General features: G+C 36.1%; 18 protein-coding genes. 1 reads left to right on the top strand and 17 read right to left on the bottom strand.

Annotated elements, in window-relative coordinates; genetic code table 11:
* Positions 1 to 38: 38 nt before the first annotated feature.
* The 7 genes from plsX to CEF14_RS09915 form a co-directional block, all read right to left on the bottom strand.
* On the bottom strand, positions 39 to 1,025 hold the full coding sequence (gene plsX, locus CEF14_RS09885) for a phosphate acyltransferase PlsX (RefSeq protein WP_102692696.1): 987 nt from the start codon (positions 1,023 to 1,025) through the stop codon (positions 39 to 41).
* The gene (fapR, locus tag CEF14_RS09890; protein ID WP_102694366.1) at positions 1,026 to 1,601 is read right to left on the bottom strand and encodes a transcription factor FapR; all 576 of its coding nucleotides are present in this window, start codon (positions 1,599 to 1,601) and stop codon (positions 1,026 to 1,028) included. It lies immediately after the preceding gene.
* 109 nt (positions 1,602 to 1,710) lie between these two features.
* Complete coding sequence (gene recG, locus CEF14_RS09895; protein WP_407690474.1) at positions 1,711 to 3,759, bottom strand: ATP-dependent DNA helicase RecG; 2,049 nt, start codon at positions 3,757 to 3,759, stop codon at positions 1,711 to 1,713.
* Positions 3,749 to 4,645, bottom strand: coding sequence for an L-serine ammonia-lyase, iron-sulfur-dependent, subunit alpha (gene sdaAA, locus CEF14_RS09900; protein ID WP_102692698.1), 897 nt, complete (start codon positions 4,643 to 4,645; stop codon positions 3,749 to 3,751). Before sdaAA ends, recG begins: the two co-directional genes overlap by 11 nt.
* Positions 4,646 to 4,657: 12 nt before the next feature.
* Positions 4,658 to 5,320, bottom strand: a complete 663-nt coding sequence (sdaAB, locus tag CEF14_RS09905; RefSeq protein WP_102692699.1) for an L-serine ammonia-lyase, iron-sulfur-dependent subunit beta — start codon at positions 5,318 to 5,320, stop codon at positions 4,658 to 4,660.
* 195 nt (positions 5,321 to 5,515) lie between these two features.
* On the bottom strand, positions 5,516 to 7,180 hold the full coding sequence (locus CEF14_RS09910; protein WP_102692700.1) for a DAK2 domain-containing protein: 1,665 nt from the start codon (positions 7,178 to 7,180) through the stop codon (positions 5,516 to 5,518).
* 18 nt (positions 7,181 to 7,198) lie between these two features.
* Entirely contained in the window at positions 7,199 to 7,561 is a 363-nt protein-coding gene (locus tag CEF14_RS09915) for an Asp23/Gls24 family envelope stress response protein (protein WP_102692701.1), read from the bottom strand.
* A 225-nt stretch (positions 7,562 to 7,786) separates the two neighbouring features.
* Here CEF14_RS09915 and rpmB point away from each other — a divergent pair, with 225 nt between their 5' ends.
* Positions 7,787 to 7,975: a 50S ribosomal protein L28 gene (rpmB, locus tag CEF14_RS09920; RefSeq protein ID WP_102692702.1), complete on the top strand. Its 189-nt coding sequence runs from the start codon at positions 7,787 to 7,789 to the stop codon at positions 7,973 to 7,975.
* 34 nt (positions 7,976 to 8,009) lie between these two features.
* Here rpmB and spoVM read toward each other — a convergent pair whose 3' ends face one another.
* The 10 genes from spoVM to def are packed head-to-tail and all read right to left on the bottom strand — an operon-like array spanning position 8,010 to position 17,023.
* Positions 8,010 to 8,150: a stage V sporulation protein SpoVM gene (gene spoVM / locus CEF14_RS19280; protein WP_245890137.1), complete on the bottom strand. Its 141-nt coding sequence runs from the start codon at positions 8,148 to 8,150 to the stop codon at positions 8,010 to 8,012.
* Positions 8,151 to 8,154: 4 nt separating this feature from the next.
* Positions 8,155 to 8,817 (bottom strand): thiamine diphosphokinase, encoded by a 663-nt coding sequence (locus CEF14_RS09930; protein ID WP_102692703.1) that lies wholly within the window; start codon positions 8,815 to 8,817, stop codon positions 8,155 to 8,157.
* Entirely contained in the window at positions 8,814 to 9,479 is a 666-nt protein-coding gene (rpe, locus tag CEF14_RS09935) for a ribulose-phosphate 3-epimerase (RefSeq protein WP_102692704.1), read from the bottom strand. The genes CEF14_RS09930 and rpe overlap by 4 nt, the downstream gene beginning before the upstream one ends.
* 2 nt (positions 9,480 to 9,481) lie before the next feature.
* Complete coding sequence (rsgA, locus tag CEF14_RS09940) at positions 9,482 to 10,363, bottom strand: ribosome small subunit-dependent GTPase A (RefSeq protein WP_102692705.1); 882 nt, start codon at positions 10,361 to 10,363, stop codon at positions 9,482 to 9,484.
* A gap of 11 nt (positions 10,364 to 10,374) precedes the next feature.
* Entirely contained in the window at positions 10,375 to 12,345 is a 1,971-nt protein-coding gene (gene pknB, locus CEF14_RS09945) for a Stk1 family PASTA domain-containing Ser/Thr kinase (RefSeq protein ID WP_102692706.1), read from the bottom strand.
* Positions 12,346 to 12,347: 2 nt separating this feature from the next.
* Positions 12,348 to 13,097 carry a Stp1/IreP family PP2C-type Ser/Thr phosphatase gene (locus CEF14_RS09950; protein ID WP_102692707.1) on the bottom strand — a complete coding sequence of 250 codons (750 nt, stop codon included), beginning with the start codon at positions 13,095 to 13,097 and terminating at the stop codon, positions 12,348 to 12,350.
* Between the two features lie 14 nt (positions 13,098 to 13,111).
* Positions 13,112 to 14,212 carry a dual-specificity RNA methyltransferase RlmN gene (rlmN, locus tag CEF14_RS09955; protein ID WP_102692708.1) on the bottom strand — a complete coding sequence of 367 codons (1,101 nt, stop codon included), beginning with the start codon at positions 14,210 to 14,212 and terminating at the stop codon, positions 13,112 to 13,114.
* A complete protein-coding gene (gene rsmB / locus CEF14_RS09960) occupies positions 14,212 to 15,585 on the bottom strand; it encodes a 16S rRNA (cytosine(967)-C(5))-methyltransferase RsmB (protein WP_102692709.1) in 1,374 nt (457 codons plus the stop codon). The genes rlmN and rsmB overlap by 1 nt, the downstream gene beginning before the upstream one ends.
* Entirely contained in the window at positions 15,582 to 16,523 is a 942-nt protein-coding gene (fmt, locus tag CEF14_RS09965) for a methionyl-tRNA formyltransferase (RefSeq protein WP_102692710.1), read from the bottom strand. The genes rsmB and fmt overlap by 4 nt, the downstream gene beginning before the upstream one ends.
* Positions 16,520 to 17,023, bottom strand: a complete 504-nt coding sequence (gene def / locus CEF14_RS09970; RefSeq protein ID WP_102692711.1) for a peptide deformylase — start codon at positions 17,021 to 17,023, stop codon at positions 16,520 to 16,522. Before def ends, fmt begins: the two co-directional genes overlap by 4 nt.
* Positions 17,024 to 17,044 lie beyond the last annotated feature (21 nt).

The following is a 17,044-nucleotide window of genomic DNA, read 5'->3' on the forward strand; positions in this document are numbered from 1 at the left end:
TTGTCTCATACATTTAAAGTTCTTTGGAATATTGTATTCTAACTTTCTTTGCTAATAGTCGCATCGATTGTTGGAATTACATTATGTTCTACCATTTTACGTGCTTGGCGGATTGCACTAGCAAATGCATTTGCATTGGATGAGCCATGTGCCTTAATAACTGGTGCCTTTAAACCAAATAAGGCTGCACCACCATACTCTGTATAATCCATTTTATTTTTTAATTCTTTTAAGTTGTTTTTCATTAGAAGTGCAGCTACTTTTGTTTTGGTAGAAGCAAAAAATGCTTCTTTTAACATTTTAAAAACACTACCAGCAGTACCTTCGATTGTCTTTAATACCATATTCCCTGTAAAGCCATCTGTTACAACTACATCAGCAACATGATTTAAGAGTTCACGTGACTCAACATTACCGATAAAGTTGATAGGTGCTTCTTTTAATAGTGTAAATGCATGTTTTGCAAGTTCGTTTCCTTTTTTATCCTCTGTTCCTATATTTAATAGACCAACTGAAGGATTTTTAATACCACGAACTTGTTGTGCATAGACACTTCCCATAATAGCGTACTGTACTAAATTTTCAGGTTTTGCATCTGCATTAGATCCTAAATCTAGCATATCAAAACCACTTCCATTCAAAGTAGGCAATGTTGTGGATAGTGCTGGACGATCAATTCCTTCAATACGGTGAACAATAAATAATCCTGTCGCCATTAAAGCACCTGTATTTCCTGCTGAAATACAAGCATCTGCTTCACCATTTGCAACAGCTTCTGCCATTTTAACCATTGAAGCGTCTTTTTTACGTCGAACAGCGCGTACAGGTTCATCCGTACCTTCAATTACTTCTTGACAATCAATAACAGTAATATGACTTAGATCTTTTAAATAAGGTTGCATTTTCTCTTTGTTACCATATAGTAAAATGTCTAAGTCACTAGATATTTCTAATGCTTGATAAATTCCTTCGATAATGGCTTGTGGGGCATTGTCTCCGCCCATACCATCAACTGCTAATTTCATTTATTTTTCACCTTTACCTTTCGTTCGATACATTTCAAATTGCCCTGTAAAAACAGTATTACCCTCAACAGTTGAGGTAACTGTGACGAACGTTCGATTCCGATCATTATCTTTACCCGTAACAACAGCTTTTGATACGACACGGTTTCCTGCTCTTACTGGTTTCAAAAAGTGAATATCAGAATGGACAGTTAAAGCTAATTGATCATTGATAACAGCAACTGCTAAAGAATTCGCTTGCGCAAACAAGTGATGTCCCCTTGCAATGCCGTTTCGTTGGAAAACATGTTCTTCTCCAACATCAAAGATTGATAAAGCACGTTCATCCAATTCTATATCAATAATTTCACCAATGACTTCATCTATAGGTAAAGTTTTCACTTCATTTTCGAAATTATTAGCGGCAACGTCCTTTATTCGCTCACGTAATTCTGGGATGGACAATTCCATACGATCAAGTCTAATTGTTTGAACACTTACATGAAACTTTGTAGCAAGCTGTTCATCCGTGACGAATGGGTTTTCTTGAATCGTTTGCTGCAATAATAGTTGTCGTTCTTTTTTAGAGTACTTCATATTATTCATCGTCGCCCCTTAATATTAGCACTTGGTACTAATATCAGTATATAAATATAAAAAAAAGAATGCAAGTGTTGTTTTTATTAGAACACTTGCATTCTTTTGCTTAATCAATTCTTTCTCCATCAAGTGCACCTGATGACTGTAGATTTTGGCGTAATACTTTATAGTCTTCATCATGCCAAAATGCTTCAGACTGTATGAGCCTAACTGCATCTTGTCTAGCCACTTCCAATGCTCGATAGTCATGAACAAGATCTGCCATTTTAAATTCTGGTAAGCCACTTTGTTTTTTCCCAAAGAAATCACCAGGCCCGCGAAGTTCTAAATCTTTTTCTGCCAATCGAAAGCCATCGTTTGTTTCAGTCATTGAAATCATTCTTTCTTTGCCTTCTTCACTTTTTGGATCTGCTATTAACACACAATAGGATTGATATTCACCACGTCCGACACGGCCACGCAATTGATGAAGTTGGGCTAATCCAAAACGTTCAGCATCATAAATAACCATGAATGTTGCATTTGGGACATTCACGCCTACTTCAACAACTGTTGTAGAAACCAACACATCTAGCTTTCCTTCACTATATGCACGCATTACTTCATCTTTTTCAACGGCAGATAATCGACCATGCATAAGTCCTACTTTGAATTTTCCTTTAAATACAGTAGCTAACTGTTGATAAACGTCTACAGCATTTTGGACATCAAGTTTATCCGACTCTTCAATTAATGGACAAATCACATATGCCTGACGACCAGCTATAAGCTCTTTTTCCATCCGAGAAAGAACCTGATTAAATTGTTCATGTTTGACCCAAAGCGTTTGGATTTTTTTTCGTCCTGCTGGCATTTCATCGATGATTGAAACATCCATTTCACCAAATGCTGTTATAGATAAAGTTCTAGGAATGGGTGTAGCAGTCATAAAAAGCACATCTGGACTTTCACCTTTTTCACGCAATATTCTACGTTGTTCAACCCCAAAACGATGTTGTTCATCCGTTATAACAAATCCCAATTTACGGAAGGTTACATCTGGTTGAATCAACGCATGTGTCCCAACCACTACATCTATTTCTCCATTAGCTAATCTTTCAATTAATTCTCGTCTTGCTTTTGCTTTAATCGAACCAGAAAGTAGTGCTACTTCAACCCCAAATGGTCTTAGCCATTCATCAAGTGATGCGGCATGTTGCTCAGCCAAAATTTCAGTAGGAGCCATAAGAGCACCTTGAAAGCCAGCTGTTACAGCGGAATACAATCCAATTGCTGCCACTACTGTTTTACCTGAACCTACATCGCCTTGCAGTAATCTATTCATACGATGAGGAACTAATAAATCCTTAGATATCTCATTCACTACACGTTTTTGTGCATTTGTTAATTCATAAGGTAAAGAAGAAATGAATTCTCGAACTTTTTGTAGATTATAGTGAATGGCAATTCCACGATCCTCTTCGCGACGTATTTTTCTTAACGCTTGGATTTTCAATTGAAATTGTAATAATTCTTCATATACAAAACGACGTCTAGCCTGTTTTACATGATGAGCATCCTTTGGAAAATGAATACCTTCTAACGCTTCTTGTATAGATAATAATTGATAGTCTGTTCTAAGCGGATTTGGCAAAGACTCTGGGAGTATTTCTTTCACTTCATCTAACGCTTGTCTCATAAATTGACGGAATTTCTTTTGTGTTAGCTTTCCCTTTAGACTATAAACTGGTTCAAAATCAGCTTGATCTGTTTTAGGTCCAAATACGACATTACTTCCATTAATCACCTGACGGCCTTTATCCCATTTTCCAGTTACTGTTACTATTGCACCAGGGATAAGCTTATTCCGTAAGTATCCTTGGTTAAAAAATACAAGTTTTATGAGATGTCGTCCTGCTAACATTTGAACTTGTAAACGTGATTTATTTCTACCTAGATATAAGACAACCGGTTCACTTTCAATTCGTCCTTCTACTGTCACTCTTTCGTTATGTGGGGTTTCTGCCAAATCTTTTAAACGAAAATCTTCATGACGATAGGGGAAGGTCCAAATTAAGTCATTTAGTGTTTCGATGCCCATTAAACGCATTACTTCAGCAGAAGATTTTCCAACTCCCTTTAAATCAGTTACTTTTTGCAATATATCAGTCACGATGTAACACGGCCCCGCCGAAGATTTTCGCTTCAAGTGCCTTTCCTGTTGGTGTTGCTGCTAAACCACCTTGAGCAGTTTCTTTTAAAGCTACTGGCATTGTTTGTCCGATACGGAACATAGCACCAATTACTTCATCTGTTGGTATACGACTTTTAACACCAGCTAACGCCATATCTGCGGCCACCATTGCATTAGCAGCTCCCATTGCATTACGTTTTACACATGGTACCTCTACTAAACCAGCTACTGGATCGCATACAAGTCCCAACATATTTTTTAAAGAGATTGCAAAAGCATGAGAACTTTGTTCTGGTGTTCCTCCAGCCATTTCAACGATTGAAGCTGCAGCCATCGCAGCAGCAGAACCGACCTCTGCCTGACAACCACCTGCTGCACCTGAGATTGATGCATTATTTGCTACTACAAATCCAAATGCTCCGGCTGTAAATAGATAACGGATCATTTGTTCTTTTGTTGGGTTTAATTTATTTTTGACTGCAAAAAGCGTACCAGGTACAACTCCTGCTGAACCTGCTGTAGGGGTTGCACAAATAGTCCCCATTGCAGCATTTACTTCGTTCGTTGCAACAGCTTTACTGACAGCATCTAGCAAAAGGTTTCCAGATAACCCTTTACCTGATTGTATATATTTTTGGAGCAACACAGCATCTCCACCCGTTAAACCAGTAACGGATTGTACACCTTTCAAACCTCTTTCTACAGCTTCTTCCATTACTTTGAGGTTACGTGACATTTGATCCATAATTTCTTCTCTGCTACGTTCTGACATTAAAATTTCTTGTTCTATCATCACTTCAGAGATTAGTTTATTTTCTCGTTCTGCACGTTCTACCAATTCTCTAACATTACGAAATAATACTTCCATCTGCTATACCTCCTAGTTTTTAATACGTGTGACCTTCGTAATATTTGGTAGACGCTCAATTTCTTCTAAAATTAATTGATCAATATTTTGATCAACCTCTATTACCATTAAAGCCATATTACCACGCTCTTTACGAGAAACTTCCATATGACCAATATTTATATTATGCTTAGCAAGACAATTGGCAACGTTTGCAATGCAACCTGCTCGGTCATCATGAACAACTAAAATTGCTGGCATTCCTCCTGATAAGCGAAGTGGGAACCCATTAAGCTCTGTTATTTCAATTGCTCCCCCTCCAATTGAAATACCAACCATTGACATTTCTGTATTCTCATCACCAATTACAATTCTTGCAGTATTAGGGTGTTCTGTATGATCTGTTTCTGTGATAAATTCAAATGTTAAGCCTGCATCTGCAGCATCTTTAAAAGCAGTTTTAATTCTTTCATCAAAAGTATCATAATCTAGTAAGCCTCCGATTATAGCTACATCAGTTCCATGTCCTTTATACGTTTCAGCAAAAGAACCATATAAGTAGATTTTAGCCCATTTAGGTTGTCTTCCAAACAAATCTCTAGCAACACGACCAATTCGAGCAGCACCGGCAGTATGGGACGAAGAGGGGCCAATCATAACTGGACCAATAATATCAAAGACAGATGTAAATTTCATAATTTCTCCCCACGTTTTCAAAGTTAATATTCAAACCTAATATTACACGAATCAATTCATATAACCAAATATTTTAGTTTTGTCTAAAGTTTCTCTATATCTAGCTCTTTATATAAAATCAAATTCCACAACAACTTCACAGAAAAACGGCTGAGAAGTAACCTTCTCAGCCGTTTTTCTTTCAATTACTAAAAATTATTCAACAGAAATGATGTAAGGGTAAAGTGGTTGTTGACCATCATGAACTTCTACTTCAACTTCTGGATATTTTTCTTCGATGAATTCAATATACTCATCTACTGTTTCTTTTTCTACGTCTTTTCCATATAATACTGTGACAATTTCTGAATCTTCATCAATCATGTCACTAACTAAAAGTTCAGATGCTACTTTTAAAGAAGGAGTAGCTTGAATGATGCTACCGTCTTTAATAGCCATGTAATCGTCTTTATGAATTTCCACTCCATCAATTGAAGTATCACGTACTGCAAAAGTAATTTGCCCTGATTTCACATTGACAAATGCCTCTGTCATATGTTTTTGATTGTCTTCAACTGAAAGTTCAGGATTGAATGCAAGAATTGCAGACATACCTTGTGGGATAGATTTAGTTGGCACAACAGCTGCATCGATATCTACTAATTCAGTTGCTTGTTCTGCAGCCATTACAATGTTTTTGTTATTTGGTAGAATTAAAACCTTTTCGGCTCCTACTTCTTTAATAGCATTGACAATGTCTTCAGTAGAAGGATTCATTGTTTGACCGCCTTCAATAACGTATGAAGCACCAACACTTTCTAGAAGTTTTGCAACGCCTTCACCCATTGCAACTGTGACAATTGCATATGGTTGCTTTTTCACTTCTTTTTTCATAGGGCTTTTAGATTCTTCTTTATTAGAATCCTCACCAACGATTGCTGAGTGTTGTAAACGCATATTGTCTACTTTTACTTTTACTAAGCTACCATATTGATGACCATATGAGATAACGGCTCCTGGCGTTTCAGTATGGACATGAATTTTCACAACCTCATCATCAGAAATAACAAGTAATGAATCGCCAAATCTGCTCATATCTTCTCTGAATTCTACTTCATTAAATGGTTTTTTGTCTGCTTCAAAACGAACCATAAATTCTGTACAATAACCGTACACAATTTCAGAAGTATCCATAAACTCTTGCGCTTTATGGTGTTCTGCGTTTACTAAATCTTCAATTGAATTGACTTTTGTAGCAGTTGGTATTTCTTCGCCTTTTAATGCAGCCGTAAATCCTTCATATACAAATACTAAACCTTGACCACCACTATCAACGACACCCACTTCTTTCAATACTGGTAATAATTCTGGTGTTTTTGCAAGCGCTTCTTTCGCAGCAGCTAAAATTTCTTCCATGATTACAACAATATCTTGTTCTGTTTTTGCAACTTCTACTGCCTTTTCGGAAGCTTCACGTGCAACCGTAAGAATTGTACCTTCAACAGGCTTCATAACCGCTTTATAAGCCGTTTCAACACCATATTGGAATGCTTGTGCAAATTTCACCGCATCTAATTCTTTTTCTTTTTCTACAGCTTTAGCGAATCCTCGGAATAATTGTGATAAGATAACACCAGAGTTACCACGAGCCCCCATCAATAAACCTTTTGATAACGCTTGAGCTGTTTTACCGATACTTTCCTGTTTGTTGATAGCGGTTTCTTTTGCGCCCGATGTCATTGATAAATTCATATTCGTACCTGTATCACCATCTGGTACAGGGAATACGTTTAACGAATCGACATATTCTGCATTTTGAGATAAATGGTTCGATCCAGCTTGTACCATTTCCGCGAATTTAATCCCGTCTAGCGACTTCATTTGAATAAGTTCCTCCTCTTACACGTTCGCTACGCGAACACCTTGCACATAGATATTAACTGAATTGACAGCCATTCCTAGTGTTTTATCTAATGTATATTTTACTTTTGATTGGACTTGATAAGCTACTTCAGAAATTTTAGTACCGTAACTTATAATTACATACATATCGATATGTAAATCTTCGCCTTCTTGACGTACAATTACTCCCTTTGCAAAATTCTCTTTGCGAAGAATATCTGTTAAACCGTCACGAATTTGATGTTTGCTAGCCATTCCTACGATACCATAACATTCAATAGCAGCCCCGCCCGCAATTTGTGCAACAACATCATTAGAGATATCAATACGACCGAATTCGTTTTTCAATTCTACTGACATAAGAATGCCTCCTGATTTCTTTTGACTATCTCCTATTGTACTATACAAATTTTGATTATAAAAGAAAACCTATCATTTCGTCTAGTTGTATACTGTAAAGGTTTTTTTCTTGAAAGTCTATCGAAATCAGTTGCAATGACGAATAGTGTGTGTTAAATTATTAAAGTATGTGAAATACTACCGAAGTGATGAATCTTTCAACTTCTTTATGAGGAGGGAATTAATATGCCAAAAAAATGTGTCATTACTGGACGTAAAGCTGTGTCTGGTAACAACCGTTCTCACGCAATGAATGCTAATAAACGTACTTGGGGCGCAAACCTTCAAAAAGTTCGTATCTTAGTAAACGGCAAACCTAAACGTGTATGGGTTTCTGCTCGTGCATTAAAATCAGGTAAAGTTGAACGCGTTTAATCCGTTCACTAAATAAAACGACAGGTTGACTTTGTCAACCTGTCGTTTTTTCTTTTCCCTTTTTCTTTTTTGCGGTGGCACTTTTTGAATCTGAAGGATCATTAGAAACCATTTGTAAACAAAAACGAGCAAAACTGCTAACTACTTTTGGTAACTGAAATGTGTATACTTTCACCTAGTCACTCCTTGTCATCGATACTTCTTATCATTAAACATATGCCATGAGAAAATGAAATAGACGCATATTCACCCAATATTTCATTGCTTGTAAAACGAGTAGTCCCTATATCAATTATTTCATCTGTTGTTTCATATTTTACATTCCGTAATGTTACTTTTTTCACCACATCACCAAATGCAAAAAAAGATAAATATTTGAAATAGTGATCTGCTACTATCTTATGTCTTCCTGGCCATAAAAATTGCAAACAATTAAAATTATTTATCATTTTTATTTCAATAGACGGATACATTTTTTGTATACGATATAAAATGTGTAAATTTGCTTCGTAATGATCCAGCCTGCCTCCAGTAACACCCGTTAATATAATTTCGGTAGGTTTATAATCTAAGGCTTTTAATAATGCTAATTCTGTATCTGTTTCATCCTTCTCTGGGATATGGCGTTCAATTTTTGGTACGCGCTCTTGTACCAATCGCCAGTCTTCTATCGTGAGTGAATCGAAATCACCTACAGCTAAATCTGGTGTAATTCCTCTTTTTAATAAGTATATTGTACCGAGATCTGCACCAATAAATTTAGCATCATTGAAAGAAAGGAGGAAATCGCTTGAAACGACTTCCTCCTGTGGACCTCCTGCACAAACAACAACGACGGTCATCGAATTGCTTGCTCTCCGGCTGTTAGAATACTTTGTAATGCTTCTGTGCGATTTTCCTTACCATAAACAGCAGAACCAGCTACAAAAATTGTAGCACCTGCTTGAGCGCATGGTACAATCGTTTCCGAATTAATGCCACCATCAATTTCTATTTCAACGTTTAAATTCTTTTCTTTTATTAAAGTGGAAAGTTCTGCAATTTTTGGTATAACTGAATGAATGAACTTTTGACCACCAAAGCCAGGATTTACTGTCATTAATAATACTAAATCTACATCTTCAAGAATATGCTTAATGGATTCAATTGGTGTATGTGGATTTAATACTACACCTGGCTTTACACCAAAAGAACGTATAAGTTGAATTGTACGATGCAAATGACGACAAGCTTCTACATGTACTGTAATGTAGTTAGCACCTGCTTTTGCAAAATCTTCAATATATTGATCTGGGTTTTCAATCATTAAATGGACATCCAAAGGTAATGTTGTTACAGGGCGTAATGCTTCTACAACAATTGGCCCCATTGTAATATTTGGTACGAAATGTCCATCCATTACATCAATGTGAATTAGTTTTGCTCCCGCCTCTTCTACTTCTTTTACTTCATCTGCTAATTTTGAAAAATTAGCGGCTAAAATAGATGGTGCAATTTGAATCATGATTAATACCTCGGCTTTCTATCAGTAATTTCTTGTAAGAATTGCAAATAATGATCATATCGATATTGTTTCACAGTTCCCTCTTCGACAGCTTTTTTTACTGCACATTTGGGTTCTTTAAGATGCAGACATCCTCGAAATTTACATCCTTCTGATAACGATAAGAATTCAGGGAAACATTGTGTCAATTCTTCCTTTTCTATCGTATCAAAATCAAATGAACTAAATCCAGGTGTATCAGCAATTAAACCACCTGCTAACTCAATAAGCTCTACATGACGAGTTGTATGTTTCCCGCGTCCAAGCGCTTCAGAAATATTCCCGGTTTTTAAAGCTAATGACGGCATGATCCTATTGAGCAAAGAAGATTTTCCTACACCCGACTGTCCAGCTAAAACAGTAGTTTTCCCTTTTAAAAGGGGAACCATTTTTTTTATCAAATTTGGATCTTCTTTAAACGTTTCAATAATTGTATAGCCAATTGTTTCATATTCAGTTTTATATTTTTCAATAGTTCGTTTTTCTTCATCCGTCAGCAAATCTGATTTTGTCAAGCAAATAATTGGATGGACTTGAAATGACTCCAAAACCACCAAAAAACGATCCAGTAAAATTGTATTAAATGCTGGCTCTTTTGTTGAAAATACAAGAACTGCTTGATCAATATTTGCTACTGGTGGGCGCACTAGTTCATTTTGGCGTGCAAAAATAGAGGTAATTGTACCATCATTATTTCCTTCAACTTCGTATTCCACATAATCTCCTACAAGAGGTGTTATTCCTTTATTACGGAAGACGCCACGACCACGACATTGGATAAGGTGATCACCGTCTTGGACATAATAAAAGCCACTTAATGCTTTACGAATTTGGCCTTTTGCCATGCCCTTCCTCCTTAATTTAAGTCGTCATATGATATAGTTTCATCAATAATAATTTTATCGTCTCGAACAACTCGGTAAATAGCCCTTTGTCCCTTTTCTATCTCAAATTGCAATCGTTTTACTTGTGTTGAAAACAATTGGAATTCTTGTTCAACATCAGCAATTGAATGGGTTCGATCTTGAATATAAATACGGACTTGTTGAGGTTCACCATCTACTTCTGGTTCATATGGTATTTTAACTGATTTGACATATGTTTTAACTGGTTTTTCTTGTACACCTTTAGACGTGACAACTTCAATTGTGCTACCTACATTTACTGTTGTACCGGCTTTTGGAGATTGAGAAATAACTTGTCCTTTTGGCACTGTATCTGAATATTTTTCACTACTAATACGGATATTAAACCCTGAAGTTTTCGCATACGTATTTAACGCATTTTCATTATAACCAAGTAAATTAACAACAGTAGCTTGTTCTACACCCTTACTAACAGTAAAAGAAATTGTTGTATCTTTTGGTATAACTTTTTCGCCTTCTTCTGGAGATTGTTTGAGAATCGTCCCCTCATTCTTTTCAGAAAAAGTCTCATCTATGTTAATGTCTTTGAAACCTTGCTTAGTAAGAATTGTCTTGACCTGATCAATATTTTGACCTACATAATTCGGAAACTCTACCTTTTTAGGACCTTCACTGATCAGTAAATCAATCTCCGTTCCCTTTTTTCGCTCTTTACCAGGGTCAGGTGTAGTTCCAATAACATGGTTTTCTTCTACATCTTCGGACTCTTGTTTTGTTTGTTTGCCAATTTCAAAACCGGCATTTTCCAATGTACTAATTGCCTTTGATACTTCCTGATTCGTCACATCAGGTACGACCAATTTCTTTTCATCAAATAAATCTGGAAATAAAAACAAAACAATTAAAAAGATAAACAATAAACTTATGATAATCCCTACAAAAATAAGTAATTTATTTTTCTTTTTTCCTTTTTTCTTATTGGTTTTCCCTTCAAATTGTTCTTTTCCTTTTTCCTTTATTGGCATTGTTTTCGTTTTCTGTAAATCCTGTTCATCTTCTATTTCATGTTCTTTTATAACTGGAATTACTTTTGTTATATCTTCGTCAACTGGTGGGCGAAATTTAGATTCTTGACTTCTTTCTACAGACAAAACCGTCTCTAAGTCTTCTGCCATCTCTTCTACTGATTTATAACGATGAACAGGATCTTTTGCCGTAGCTTTTAAAACAACATTTTCTAAACTTTGTGGTATGGATGGAACAATTGCACGGACAGATGGTGTTTCTGATTGCAAATGTTTTAAAGCAATAGCAACTGCTGATTCTCCTGAAAATGGTAGTTCACCAGTCAATAACTCATACAGCACAATACCTAACGAATAGATATCTGATTTTTTTGTAGCTGTGCCACCACGAGCTTGTTCGGGTGATAGATAGTGTACTGTACCGAGTACAGAATTAGTCCGTGTAAAGGAAGTATCCTCCAATGCCATAGCAATTCCGAAATCAGTTATTTTTACATTGTCGTCTTCATCCATTAAAATATTTTGAGGTTTTATATCTCTATGAATAATTTGATTTTGATGAGCATGGGCAATTGCAGAGGTCAACTGTTTCATAATATTGACACATTTTGTAGGTGCTAGCGGGGCATATTTTTGTATGTATTGTTTTAACGTTTGCCCTTTTACATATTCCATCACTAAATAATGCATATCACCATCTTCACCAACATCATAAATACTAACAATATTCGGATGTGTAAGGCTAGTAGCTGACAAAGCCTCTCGCTGAAAACGACGATGCATCTCTTGTTCGTTTGAAAAATTATAATGTAAAATTTTTATCGCTACATCACGATCTAAAATCATATCATGAGCTAAGTAGACATTAGACATACCACCGCCACCAATGACGTCGAGAATTTTATAGCGTCCACTGATTCTTTTTCCAACGAGCATTCTTACACCTCCTCAGAATCTTTTGATATTAAGATGAGAGTAATATTATCTTCTCCACCATGATCATTTGCTAATTGCACAAGTTGATTACCTTTTTCTTCTATAGTGGTTTCCAATTTAATAATGTTAAGCATTTCATTTGTAGAAATTTTATTACTTAAGCCATCTGAACAAATTAGCATATATGATCCATCTACTAGTTCAACTTTGTAGCTATCAGGTTCAATAGTAGATTCCGTTCCTAATGATTTAATAATATAGTTTTTCTTTGGATGACTTTCAGCTTCTTCCTCACTAATTTCACCATTATCTACGAGAATATTGACATACGAGTGATCTCTTGTCACTAATCGAATTTCTTCATCAGTAACAAAATACACACGACTATCACCCACATGGCAAATTGTTGCATGATTCTCTTTAAAAAGAACTGCAATAAGCGTTGTCCCCATGCCATGGCAATCTTCATGCGTTAATGAATAATGATAAAGCGTTTTGTTGAGTTCTTTTACTGTTTCAACTAACCATTCTTCGATTAGTTCACTAGATGTAAAATGGACAACATCCGCTTGCAAAAACAACTCTTCAAAATGTGTAACTGCCATTCGACTTGCAACATCTCCCGCATTATGACCACCCATACCATCTGCTACAATAGCCAGCTGGTATGAATCATCACGGGAGATAAAAGTTGCCGAATCTTCATTTACTGCTCTTTTCTTTCCAATATCACTTACAACTGTATATCTCACAACGTATCACCTCATTAGTGGGTTGTCTCTTCTTTTCTCTCCTTCGCACGTAACTGACCACAAGCTGCATCAATATCAGAACCGTGCTCACGACGGATTGTAGCGTTGACACCATGTTTTTTTAATGTTCTTTCGAAATCGAAAATCTTATTTCTTGGTGTTCGAACATAATCACGTTCTGGTACATAGTTTACTGGTATTAAATTGACGTGGCATTTAATACCTTTTACAAGCTGTGCTAATTCTTCTGCATGAGCAACTGAGTCATTGACACCTCCAAATAATCCATATTCAAAGCTTATTCGACGACCTGTTTTTTCGGTATAATATTTTACCGCTTCTATTAATTCCGGTAATTTGTATGCTTTTGCAATTGGCATTAATTGTTGACGTAATTCCTGATTTGGTGCATGTAGTGACAATGCAAAATTAATTTGTAACTGTTCATCAGCAAATTTATAGATTTTCGGAATAATCCCACTTGTTGAGACTGTAATATGGCGAGCACCAATGTTTAATCCTTTTTCGTGATTAATGACTTTTAAGAATTGCATCATAGAATCGTAGTTATCAAATGGTTCACCTATACCCATAATGACAACTGAGCTTACACGTTGATCTTTTTCATCTAAAGCTTGTTGTACCTTTACAACTTGTTCAACAATTTCACCTGGTAAAAGATGGCGTTTCAAACCACCTAATGTAGATGCACAGAAAGTACATCCAATTCGGCATCCAACTTGGGTCGTTACACATACAGAATTACCATAATCATGTGCCATTAATACAGTTTCAATTGAAAATCCATCTTGTAATTGGAATAAAAACTTGATAGTCCCATCTTTTGACTCTTGTTTGACCAAAGTATTTAATGTGCTGAATGCAAATTCTTGTTGTAATTTATCGCGTAAACCTTTTGAAAGATTGGACATTTCATCAAAGCTAGTCACGCGTTTATTATATAGCCAATCAAATATTTGAGCAGCTCTGAATGGTTTTTCATTGTGCTCTTTTAACCACTCTTGTAATTGATCGGGTAATAGTGAATAGATAGATTCACGAAGCTGTGGTTTGTCTTTTTTTACTTTTGCTGTTTTGTTTATTTCTTGATCCATTAGTGTGTGGATCCTCCTTTTTTTCTGAAAGTAGCAACAAAAAAGCCGTCGCTACCAAAATCTTGTGGAAAGACTTGTATCATGCCTTCTGTTTTTAGTGCTTGTAGTGGTTCTGGTATTCCCTCTACTTTTGACAATTCCATATCGGGATGAGCTTGTAAGAAAGCTTCAACAGTACCGTTGTTCTCCATTTTATCAATTGTACATGTACTGTAAACCATTTTGCCTTCATTTTTTAATAAAGTATATGCAGTATTTAATAATTGAAGCTGTATTTTTTGAAGACTTTCAAAATCCTCTTCTTTTTTTGTATATTTAATATCCGGTTTACGTCGAATAACTCCAAGTCCACTACAAGGTGCATCCACTAGTATTCGATCAAATGATTCTACATCAAATATTGAATTAGCTTTTCTTCCATCTAATACTTGAGGATGGATGATGGATAAATCTAAACGGTCTGCATTTTGTTGAATAAGGTTAATCTTATGTGGATGAAGATCGGTCGCGATTAACTCCCCTTTATTGTCCATTTTTTCAGCGATATGTGTTGTTTTGCCTCCTGGTGCAGCGCACATGTCTAATACTCTCATCCCAGATTTAACATCTAAAGCATATGCTGGTAACATAGAGCTCTCATCTTGAATTGTAATAAGCCCTTCTTTAAAAGCTGTCGAACGAGCTGCTTGTCCTTCAAGGATATGCAAACATTCGGGGATCACGGTACTACGTTTCACAGAAAATTTATCATCCCAAAGACTGCGTAGTGCTTCTTCTACGGTTACTTTTGTAGTATTTACACGAACCGTTTGCATAGGTGGTAAATTATTTTCATACAACATATCTGCTGTTTTTTCTATACCAAAGTTATCGATATATCGACGAACAAGCCATTCTGGATGACTTGTTTCAATGGCTAAACGTGTTGCATCATTTTCAATATCTGTAGTTTCTCGAATGCCATCACGTAAAATGGAACGTAAAATCCCGTTAACTGTTGCACTAATACCTCGATGACGAGCACGGTGTTTTGCAATTTCAACTGCTTCATTTACAGCTGCATGGTCAGGAATCTTCGTTAAGAAAACAATTTGGTATAATGATAAACGCAATAGCCAGCGAACCCAATCCTCTAGTTTTCCACGTACATAGGGTTCTAAATAGTAATCAAGGGTCATCTTATACTGCAATGTTCCGTAAGTAATTTCTGTTAGTAACCCACGGTCTTTTGCATCAATTTTATATTTTTCAATTGTTTGATTTAGCAACAAGTTACTATATGCTTGTTGTTTGTCCACTGCAAGTAAGATCGTAAGTGCTGCATCCCGAACATTTCCATTCCAAATTGGCAATACTTTTTTGTTTTTAGTCATTCAAAATGGTCCCCAATCTGTAATTTAGAACCTACTCCATTTAAGTAATTTATAGCTTCCATACGTTTTTTACCTGATGGTTGTAAGTCTAGAATATCAATTGCTTGTCCCTCACCTGTCGCAACTGTGAAGAATTTTTTTGAAATTCCAATTACCGTACCAGGTTTTTCGTTATGCGAAGCAGTAGATTTTCTTGCCCACCAGATTTTAATGTTTTGACCATCCAAAGAGGTATAAGCGATTGGCCATGGATGTAAACCTCGGATTTGATTGTAAATAGCTGTATTATTTTTTGACCAATCAATTCGCTCTTGTTCACGAGAAATATTATGCGCAAAAGAAACTTTTGTCTCATCTTGAGGAATACGTTGATTTGTACCATCGATAATGGAAGGTAGTATAGTTTTTAATAAATCGCGACCAACTATGCTCAATTTTTCAAATAACAAACCTGTATAATCCTCTTCTTCAATTGGCAGTGATTGTTGAGCAATAATATCACCAGCATCTAGCTTCTCAGCCATATACATAATTGTTACACCTGTCTCTTTTTGACCATCGATGATCGCTTGATGAATTGGTGCACCACCACGATATGCAGGAAGTAAAGAGGCATGAACATTAATACAGCCTAGTTTTGGTGTATCAAGTAGTTCCTTCGGTAAAATTTGTCCAAATGCAGCTGTTACGATTAAGTCAGGCTTTAGAGAAATAATTTGTTGTAATTCCTCAGAGCCTTTTAATCTCTCAGGTTGTATAACGGGTAGGCCAATCTCTAATGCAGCTGCTTTTACAGGGGGAGGAGTTAAAACCCGTTTACGACCAACCGGGCGATCTGGTTGAGTAACTACCGCTTTAATGTCATAGCCTTCTTCATGTAACATTTTTAAAACCGGTACAGAGAAATCAGGTGTTCCCATGAAAACAATTGATATCATTGTTCTTCATCCTCCTCTGCATACATTGCCTCTATTTCTTCTAGTGTGTATTTTTTTATAATTTTTTTATCAAATAAAATGCCATGTAAATGATCTACCTCATGTTGAATAACACGAGCATCATAATCATACGCTTCTAATTCATATAAATCTCCATTACGATCTTGTGCTTGGACTTTTACATATAATGGGCGTTCAACATCTCCATATAAATCTGGAAAACTTAAACATCCTTCGATATCTACTCCTGTATCTGCTGAAACTTCAACAATAACAGGATTAATAAGTTCTAAGACATCTCGTTCTTCACCAAGTTCTACTACTGCAGCTTGAATACTTTTATTCACTTGTGGAGCAGCAATTCCGACTCCATCATTTTCAAGCATGGTTTCATACATATCATCTAGTAATTGTGCTAATTTAGCATCAAAAACAGTGACCTCAGTCCCCTTTGTTTCTAATACTTTAGCGGGATTTCTTACAATTTCTAATAATGCCATTTTGGACCTCTTTTCTAAGTC

It is taken from the genome of Rummeliibacillus pycnus, from assembly GCF_002884495.1.
GTDB lineage: Bacteria > Bacillota > Bacilli > Bacillales_A > Planococcaceae > Rummeliibacillus > Rummeliibacillus pycnus.

Excerpts from the sequence above, each read along its gene's own strand:
- def (WP_102692711.1), bottom strand. The coding sequence starts at position 17,023 with ATGGCATTATTAGAAATTGTAAGAAATCCCGCTAAAGTATTAGAAACA.
- rpe (WP_102692704.1), bottom strand. The coding sequence starts at position 9,479 with ATGATTCAAATTGCACCATCTATTTTAGCCGCTAATTTTTCAAAATTA.
- CEF14_RS09915 (WP_102692701.1), bottom strand. The coding sequence starts at position 7,561 with ATGTCAGTAGAATTGAAAAACGAATTCGGTCGTATTGATATCTCTAAT.
- plsX (WP_102692696.1), bottom strand. The coding sequence starts at position 1,025 with ATGAAATTAGCAGTTGATGGTATGGGCGGAGACAATGCCCCACAAGCC.
- rlmN (WP_102692708.1), bottom strand. The coding sequence starts at position 14,212 with ATGGATCAAGAAATAAACAAAACAGCAAAAGTAAAAAAAGACAAACCA.
- pknB (WP_102692706.1), bottom strand. The coding sequence starts at position 12,345 with ATGCTCGTTGGAAAAAGAATCAGTGGACGCTATAAAATTCTCGACGTC.
- sdaAA (WP_102692698.1), bottom strand. The coding sequence starts at position 4,645 with ATGGAAGTATTATTTCGTAATGTTAGAGAATTGGTAGAACGTGCAGAA.
- sdaAB (WP_102692699.1), bottom strand. The coding sequence starts at position 5,320 with ATGAAATTTACATCTGTCTTTGATATTATTGGTCCAGTTATGATTGGC.
- fapR (WP_102694366.1), bottom strand. The coding sequence starts at position 1,601 with ATGAAGTACTCTAAAAAAGAACGACAACTATTATTGCAGCAAACGATT.
- rsgA (WP_102692705.1), bottom strand. The coding sequence starts at position 10,363 with ATGGCAAAAGGCCAAATTCGTAAAGCATTAAGTGGCTTTTATTATGTC.
- rpmB (WP_102692702.1), top strand. The coding sequence starts at position 7,787 with ATGCCAAAAAAATGTGTCATTACTGGACGTAAAGCTGTGTCTGGTAAC.
- rsmB (WP_102692709.1), bottom strand. The coding sequence starts at position 15,585 with ATGACTAAAAACAAAAAAGTATTGCCAATTTGGAATGGAAATGTTCGG.
- CEF14_RS09930 (WP_102692703.1), bottom strand. The coding sequence starts at position 8,817 with ATGACCGTCGTTGTTGTTTGTGCAGGAGGTCCACAGGAGGAAGTCGTT.
- fmt (WP_102692710.1), bottom strand. The coding sequence starts at position 16,523 with ATGATATCAATTGTTTTCATGGGAACACCTGATTTCTCTGTACCGGTT.
- CEF14_RS09910 (WP_102692700.1), bottom strand. The coding sequence starts at position 7,180 with ATGAAGTCGCTAGACGGGATTAAATTCGCGGAAATGGTACAAGCTGGA.